The sequence below is a fragment of the Oceanibaculum indicum P24 genome (assembly GCF_000299935.1).
Classification (GTDB): domain Bacteria; phylum Pseudomonadota; class Alphaproteobacteria; order Oceanibaculales; family Oceanibaculaceae; genus Oceanibaculum; species Oceanibaculum indicum.
Map to the genome: position 1 here is coordinate 53,059 of NZ_AMRL01000024.1, position 7,631 is coordinate 60,689.

At 65.3% G+C, this 7,631-nt stretch carries 8 protein-coding genes; 1 reads left to right on the forward strand and 7 read right to left on the reverse strand.

The annotated features are described in order from the left end of the window. Window positions 1-52: 52 nt before the first annotated feature. A complete protein-coding gene (locus tag P24_RS15395) occupies window positions 53-937 on the forward strand; it encodes an alpha/beta hydrolase (RefSeq protein WP_008945665.1) in 885 nt (294 codons plus the stop codon). On the opposite strand, the gene P24_RS15400 is transcribed toward P24_RS15395, so the two are convergent. From P24_RS15400 to P24_RS15430, 7 genes are all read right to left on the reverse strand, one after another. Further along, window positions 934-1,710 carry an MBL fold metallo-hydrolase gene (locus tag P24_RS15400; protein ID WP_008945666.1) on the reverse strand — a complete coding sequence of 259 codons (777 nt, stop codon included), beginning with the start codon at window positions 1,708-1,710 and terminating at the stop codon, window positions 934-936. The two genes, P24_RS15395 and P24_RS15400, sit on opposite strands and share 4 nt — an antisense overlap. A 9-nt stretch (window positions 1,711-1,719) precedes the next feature. After that, a complete protein-coding gene (locus P24_RS15405; RefSeq protein WP_008945667.1) occupies window positions 1,720-2,514 on the reverse strand; it encodes a TatD family hydrolase in 795 nt (264 codons plus the stop codon). After that, complete coding sequence (metG, locus tag P24_RS15410) at window positions 2,514-4,085, reverse strand: methionine--tRNA ligase (protein WP_008945668.1); 1,572 nt, start codon at window positions 4,083-4,085, stop codon at window positions 2,514-2,516. The genes P24_RS15405 and metG overlap by 1 nt, the downstream gene beginning before the upstream one ends. Window positions 4,086-4,109: 24 nt before the next feature. After that, on the reverse strand, window positions 4,110-5,225 hold the full coding sequence (locus P24_RS15415) for a DNA polymerase III subunit delta' (protein ID WP_008945669.1): 1,116 nt from the start codon (window positions 5,223-5,225) through the stop codon (window positions 4,110-4,112). Further along, window positions 5,222-5,893 carry a dTMP kinase gene (gene tmk / locus P24_RS15420; protein ID WP_008945670.1) on the reverse strand — a complete coding sequence of 224 codons (672 nt, stop codon included), beginning with the start codon at window positions 5,891-5,893 and terminating at the stop codon, window positions 5,222-5,224. Before tmk ends, P24_RS15415 begins: the two co-directional genes overlap by 4 nt. Before the next feature lie 6 nt (window positions 5,894-5,899). Further along, entirely contained in the window at window positions 5,900-7,057 is a 1,158-nt protein-coding gene (locus P24_RS15425) for a D-alanyl-D-alanine carboxypeptidase family protein (RefSeq protein WP_008945671.1), read from the reverse strand. Window positions 7,058-7,181: 124 nt separating this feature from the next. Next, window positions 7,182-7,631: SPOR domain-containing protein (locus P24_RS15430; RefSeq protein WP_008945672.1), on the reverse strand; the 450-nt coding region annotated here is incomplete at its 5' end.

A 7,631-nucleotide genomic window follows, 5' to 3' on the forward strand; every position in this document is an offset into this window, starting at 1 on the left:
AACGACCGATCTGAGAGCTTCTTATACGGAGATAATCGAAAGCCTGTAGCCCATGTCGGTGCTTGTTCTGGCGCGCGCGCTGAAACTCTCGGCGATCCCTGCCCTGGTCGCCTCGCTGCTGTCCGGGTGTTCCGGGCTGGCGACGCTGAACGCGGCGCTGCTGGCGCAGGATTATCCGGTCGCAGAGGATATCGCCTATGGACCGCACAGCCGGCAGCGGCTCGATATTCACCGGCCGGAGAACGGCACCGGGCATCCGGTGGTGGTGTTCTTCTATGGCGGTGGCTGGAAGAATGGCGACCGTGGGGATTACCGCTTCGTGGCCGAGGCGCTGGTGAAGCGCGGCTATGTCGTCGTGATCCCGGATTACCGGCTTTATCCATCGGTGAGCTTTCCGGCTTTCATCGAGGATGGCGCCCGGGCGCTGCGCTGGGTGCGGGAGAATGCCGGGCGCTATGGCGGCGACCCCGACAGGCTGTATCTGGGCGGCCACTCCGCCGGGGCGCATCTGGGCGCGATGCTGGCACTGGACCGGCGCTACCTGGAGGCCGAAGGGCTGGATACGGATATCGTGAAGGGATTCTTCGGGCTGGCCGGCCCCTACGCCTTCGACCCGATGAAGTACCGGTCGACCCGCGATATCTTCGCCACGGCGGAGACGCAAGAAGAGGCCCAGCCGGTCAATTTTGTGACCGACAAGGCGCCGCCGATGCTGCTGCTGCACGGCACCGACGACGGCACGGTCTATCCGGTGAATTCAAGGGAACTGGCCAAGGCCCTGCGCGCGGAAAACCGCCCTGTGCGCCATGTCGAATATGCCGATACCGGCCATATCGCCATCCTGCTGGCCTTCTATCCGGAACTGGCCGGCTCGCTGCCGCTGATCGAGGATGTCAGCCGCGCCCTGCGGGAGTTCGAGGCCGGGACATTCCGCTAGCCCTCGATCACCAGCCCGTCATAGCCCGGCTCCACACCGGACGGACAGGCCGCGCGCAGGGCCTCGTAATCCGCCTGATGGTTCATGTGGTGCAGGACCGCCCTGCCCGGCTTCACCCGCGCTACCCACTCCATCGTGCGCTCGAAATGCGCATGGGTCGGGTGTGGCTCGAAGCGCAGGCAATCGACGATCCAGACATCGACGCCTTCCAGCAGGCCGAGCGCCGCGTCGGACAGGAAAGCCACGTCCGTCGAGTAGGCAGCACTCATTTTATTCGGCATATCGAACCGAAAACCTGTTGAAACAGAATAGCCATGATCCTGTTCGAACGGCGTCACACGGATGCTGCCGACCTGGAACGGTCCCTTGATGACATGCGGGGTCAGGCAGGGTTTGTAGAAGTAGTCCTTCTCGATCGGCTTGAAGACATAGCCGAAGCGCTTGCCGATGGCGTCCAGGGTGGCCGCATCGGCATGGCAGTCGATCCAGCGCCCGGTCAGCAGGTTCAACCCCCTCACCTCGTCGATGCCATGCACATGGTCGGCATGGGCATGGGTATAGAGTATGGCCGAGACATCCTGCACATTGGCATCGACCAGCTGGTCGTGCAGGTCCGGCGGAGTGTCGACCAGCAGGGTAGTCTGCTCGTGCTGGACCAGGATCGAGGCGCGCCGCCGGCGGTTTTTCGGATTGGTCGGATCGCAGTTTCCCCAGTTTCCGCCGATCATCGGCACGCCGGTGGAGGAACCGCAGCCGAGGATGGTAATGCGCATGGTAGCGCCTTAACCGGAAATCTGGGCCGGCGCCGGCACCTTATTGAAAAGATGCAGGAAATTCTCGGTCGTGCGGGCCTCGATCTCGGCCATGCCGACCCCCTTCAGCTCCGCCACGACCTTCGCCGTATGGGCAACGAAGGCCGGTTCATTGCGCTTTCCGCGGTGCGGCACCGGCGCGAGATACGGCGAATCGGTCTCGACCAGAATCCGGTCCAGCGGTAGTGCCTTCACCGTCTCGCGCAGTTCCTCCGCCTTCTTGAAGGTGACGATGCCGGACAGTGAAATATACAATCCGAGTTTCAGGCACTCCTCCGCGAGCCAGGCAGAGGAGCTGAAACAATGGATCAGGCCGGGGTAGTCCCCCTGCCCTATCTCGTCCTTCAGGATCGCCACCGTGTCCTCGTCGGCGTCACGCGTGTGGACGACCAGCGGCAGGCCGGTTTCCCGCGATGCCTGGATATGAGCGCGGAAGCTGCGCTGCTGGGCCTGACGGGCGCTGTGCTCGTAGAAATAGTCCAGGCCGGTCTCGCCGATGCCGACGACCTTCGGATGCCGCGCTGCCTCGACCAGCCGGGCGGTGTCGATCTCCGGCTGGCTGTCCGCCTCATGCGGATGGATGCCGACGGTGCAGTAGATGTCGTCATAGCGCTCGGCGATGGCACGGACGCGCTCGAACTCGGTGATCTTGGTGCAGATCGTCACCATGCGCCCGACGCCGGCGGCACGGGCACGGGCGACAACCGCGTCCAGCTCCTCCCCGAAATCCGGAAAGTCGAGATGGCAGTGGCTGTCGACCAGCATCAGGCCTCCCCCTTCGGTGCTTCCTCTTCCACCCAGCGCGGGAACACCGGCGCCGGTGCCGGCAGGGCCGTGCCGGGCTTCAGCCGCCCGCTGGCACCGAGGCTGGCGAAGCTGCGGGCCTCTTCCGGCAGGTCCAGCAGGTCGAGCATCCGCGCAGCAGCGGTCGGCGTCGCCGGCTGAGCCAGAATTGCGGCCTGGCGGATCAGCTCGGCGGTGACGTAGAGCACCGTCTCCATCCGCTTCGGGTCGGTCTTCTTCAGCGCCCAGGGGGCCTCGCCGGCGAAATAGCGGTTGGCCTCGCCGATCAGCGACCAGACCTCGGCCAGCATATTGTGGATCTCGTAGCCTTCCATCGCCGCGCGGGCCTTGGCCAGCATGCCGTCCGCCTGGGCCAGGATCGCCTGGTCGGTATCGCTGAAATCGTCCGGTTCCGGCACCACGCCACAGCAATTCTTGGCGATCATCGACAGCGAGCGCTGCGCCAGATTGCCGAAATCATTGGCGAGGTCGGCATTGATCCGGTTCACCAGCGCCTCATGGCTGTAGCTGCCATCCTGGCCGAACGGCACCTCGCGGCAGAAGAAATAGCGGATCTGATCCACGCCATAGGTATCGGCCATGGCGATCGGGTCGATGACATTGCCGACCGACTTCGACATCTTCTCGCCGCGGTTGGTCAGGAACCCATGGCCGAACACGCGCTTCGGCAGCGGCAGGTCGGCGGACATCAGGAAGGCCGGCCAGTAGATGGCGTGGAAGCGCACGATATCCTTGCCGATCACATGCACATCGGCGGGCCAGAACTTTCGGAAAGCCTCGCCCTCGCGGTCGGGATAGCCAAGGCCAGTGATGTAGTTGGTCAGCGCATCGACCCAGACATACATGACATGCCGGGGATCGCCCGGCACCGGCACGCCCCAGTCAAAGGTGGTGCGCGAGACCGAGAGGTCCTTCAGCCCAGCCTTCACGAAGCTGACCACCTCGTTGCGCCGCCCATCGGGCTGGATGAAGCCGGGATTGGCCTCGTAATAGGCCAGCAGCCGGTCCTGATAGGCCGACAGCTTGAAGAAATAGCTCTCCTCCTCCACCCATTCGACCGGCGATCCGGTCGGCGCCAGGCGCGTGCCGTCCGGCTGCTTGGTCAGCTCGTCCTCGCCGAAATAGGCCTCGTCGCGCACTGAGTACCAGCCACCATACTTACCGAGATAGATGTCGCCGGCCGCCTGCATGCGACCCCACAGCTCCTGCACGGAGGCATAGTGCCGGGGCTCCGTCGTGCGGATGAAATCGTCGTTGGAGATGTTCAGATGCCGCACCATGTTCTGGAACTTTGGCGCCATCTCGTCGGCCAGCTCGCGCGGGGTGATGCCGGCCTTGGCGGCGGTCTGCTGCATCTTCTGGCCATGCTCGTCGGTGCCGGTCAGGAACCGCACCTCATAGCCGTCCAGCCGCTTGAAGCGCGCGATCACGTCGCTGGCAATCGCCTCATAGGCGTGGCCGATATGCGGCGCGCCATTCGGATAGGAAATGGCCGTGGTGATATAAAAGGTCTTCGGCGCGGACCCCGACATGCTCTGCTTGTCTCCAGCGAAGGTTCAGCCCGTTCCCTGCAGCGCAAGGAAAGCGCCGATCACCACCTGCTTGCGGTCCAGGTTGATGGCATCGGTGCGGGCCGTCAGATGCCGCACTTTCTCCCATAGCTCCAGCCAGCGATCAAGGCTGTGCAACGAGGCGAGGCGCCGCAGCGCCGGTTCTTCCTCGGCTAGGATGGGCTGCGGCAGCTGCCCCAGCCCCTTGGCGCGGGCCAGCCGGGCAATCCAGTCGGCCAGCAGCGCCATGGCGGTCTGGAAGGCATCCTCATTGCCGGCGCGCTCGAAGCGGCCGGCGAAGGCGTGCAGCTTGCGCGCCTCCAGATCGGGCAGGCCGGCCAGCAGTCCGACCAGATCGCGGTACAGTGCCATGCCGCCTGCGGCGTGCAGCGCCAGCGCGCCGCCGATGCTGCCTTCCGACAGGCGGGTCAGCAGCAGGCGGTTCTCGCCCGTCTCCTCCGGCAGGTAGTGCGCCAGCAGCCGGTCCATATCCGCTTCGCCCAGCGGGGACAGCCGCAGCAGCCGGCAGCGCGAGCGGATCGTTGGCAGTAGCCGGCCGGGACTGTGGCTGACCAGCAGCAGCAGGGCGTTTGCCGGCGGTTCCTCCAATATCTTCAGGATGGCATTGGCGGCATTGCGGTTCATCTCATCGACGCTGTCGATCACCACCACGCGCCAGCCGCTGCCGGAGGCCGTCTTGTGCAGGAAGCCGGCGACGCGTCTTGCATCCTCGACAACGATTTCGCTGCGTTCCTTCTTGGTACGCTCGTTGATGCCGCGTTCGACGCTCAGCAGGTCAGGATGGCTGCCAGCCGCGACCTGCCGGAACACGATGCTGTCGGGGTCAACTGTCAGGCTGTCGCCTTCACTGGAAGGCAGGGCATCGCCGAACAGGGATGGCCCGGCATCCTGCGCGGGCCCTTCAATGCTGCCATTCAGGGCATAACGGGCGATGCGGTAGGCGAAGCTGGCCTTGCCGATGCCGGGCGGCCCGGCGATCAGCCAGGCATGCGGCAGTTTCCCGCTGCGGCAGGCGGCGAGAAAGGTAGCCTCCGCCGTTTCCTGGCCGACCAGCAGGCTGCTGGCGCGCGGCTCCGGCCAGGCCTGGTCTTCCGTGCTCACGACTTTTCCAGTTCAAAGCGGCTGGCGACCGCGTCGCGGATCGCATCGGCAACCGCGTCAATGTCCGCTGTCGCGTCGATCACCGCGCACCGTTCCGGCTCGCGGCGGGCAATGTCGAGAAAGCCGTCGCGCAGCCGCCTATGGAAGTCGTGTCCCATGCGCTCGAACCGGTCCTCGCCAGTTCCAGGCGTTTGGGTCCCTCGTGCGTGGGCACGGGCCAGACCGGCCTCGACCGGCAGGTCGAGGATAAGCGTCAGATCCGGCTTCAGACCGCCGATGGCGATGCGCTGCAGCTGATCCACAGGCTCCCGCCCCAGACCGTGCGCATAGCCCTGATAGGCCATGGTGGAATCGGAAAACCGGTCACAGATGACCCAGCGGCCGGCTTCCAGCGCCGGGTGGATACGCTGTACGACATGCATGCGCCGCGCCGCCGTCATCAGCAGCGCCTCGGCCATGGCGTCCCAGCGCTCAATGCTGCCCTTCACAATCAGCTCGCGGATCGCCTCGGCGCCCGGTGCGCCGCCGGGCTCCCGCGTGGTTTCCACAGCGATGCCGCGCGACGACAGCCAGTCGGCCAGCCGGCCTATCTGGGTCGATTTGCCGGCCCCCTCTCCGCCTTCCAGCGTGATGAAGCGGCCGCGCGGCGTTCCGCTGTTACCGGACATGCGCCGTCAGCGCGGGCCGAACGCCAGATGCTGGGCGGCCGCCAGCATCCGGCCGAACAGGCCCAGTTCCTCCACATCGGCGCCAGCCAGCAGCGGATAATCCATGGTCTCACCCTTGGGCAGGGTGATGCGCAGCGTGGCGATCCGGTCGCCCTGCTTCACCGGCGCTGCGACCGGCCCGTCATAGACCGCGCTGACCACCATGCTGCGCCGCGCCGCCTTGGGCACGGTGATAGTGATATCAGCCGCCGTCACCAGCGGTACGGTTCGCTCGTCACCCATCCAGATTTCCGCCTGCTCCACGGTCTCGCCGGACTTGAACAGGCTCAGCGCCTCGAATTCGCGGAACGCCCAGTCCATCAGCCGGCTGGATTCCTGCGAGCGGGCATTCATGCTGGGCAGGCCGTTCACCACCATGATGATGCGGCGCCCGTCCCGCTTGGCCGACGCAGTGAGGCCATAGCCCGATGCTTCAGTGTGGCCGGTCTTCAGCCCATCCGCCCCATTCATGGTGTAGAGCAGCGGGTTCCGGTTGCCCTGGCGGATGCCGTTATAGGTGAAGCTTGTCTCTGCATAGTAATGATAATATTCAGGAAAATCCGCGATGATGCGCTGCGCCAGGATCGCCAGTTCACGCGCCGTCATCACATGGTCCTCGTCGGGCCAACCGGTGGCGTTGCGGAAGACGCTCTTCTCCATGCCGATCTTGCGCGCCGCCTCCGTCATCATGTCGGCGAAGGCTTCCTCCGACCCGGCGATGCCTTCGGCGACCACGATGCAGGCGTCATTGCCCGACTGCACGATGATGCCGCGCAGCAGATCCTCGATGGAGACCCTGCTGCCCACCTCGACGAACATCTTGGAGCCGCCCTTGCGCCAGGCCTTCTCGCTGACCAGGAATTCATCCTCCAGCGACAGCCGCCCATCCTTCAGGCGCTGGAAGATCATGTAGGCGGTCATCAGCTTGCTCATGGAGGCCGGCGGCATCAGCGTGTCGGCATCCTTGTTCAGCAGCACGGTCCCGGTCTGCGCATCCAGGATGAAGGCCTGCCTGGCGCTGGTCTCGATCTCCTGCGCCGTAGTGGCCGACGGGGCCAGCAGGACAGCGCCCACAATCGCGTATCCGACGATCATGGCGGAACGGAAGGTGCTGAAACCGATCATGAAATCACCTGACTCAACTCTTGGTTCAACGGCTGTAAATGCGTACCGCACTGTGCGGTACAAGATGGCCGAAATTTGGGCGCCCGGTCTGAATTGAAGCTAAAGGACCGGAGCTTGCCCAGGCTCAATCCACCACCACGCGCGCACCGGGATAGCCGGAGCCGATCACCTGCTCCAGCAGCGCATCGGCATCCGTGACCGAGGCCACCGGCCCAAGCCGCACCCGGTAGAATGTCTGCCCATCGACCCGCGTTTCGGAAATCTGCGAAGGCGCCAGCCGGCGCAGCGTGTTGCTCAGCCGCATGGCGTTGTTCTGGTCGGAAAAGGCGCCGGCCTGGATGTAGATCCGGGTCTGCTCCACCGGCACGGTTTCTAGCTGGCCGGTATTGCTCTGCGTGCCGCTGTTAGCCAGGATCGCGACGGCGCTGGCCGGCGGCCGGGAAACGGCGGGCGGCGGCGCGGGATTGGGCGCCCGGGCCACCTGCGTGCTGGAGGGCGGCGGCAGTGCCTCGGCCCTGACCGAGGCAACCGGCGAGGCCGCCACGGAGGGGCCCGGCTGCGGCTGCTGCGCCTC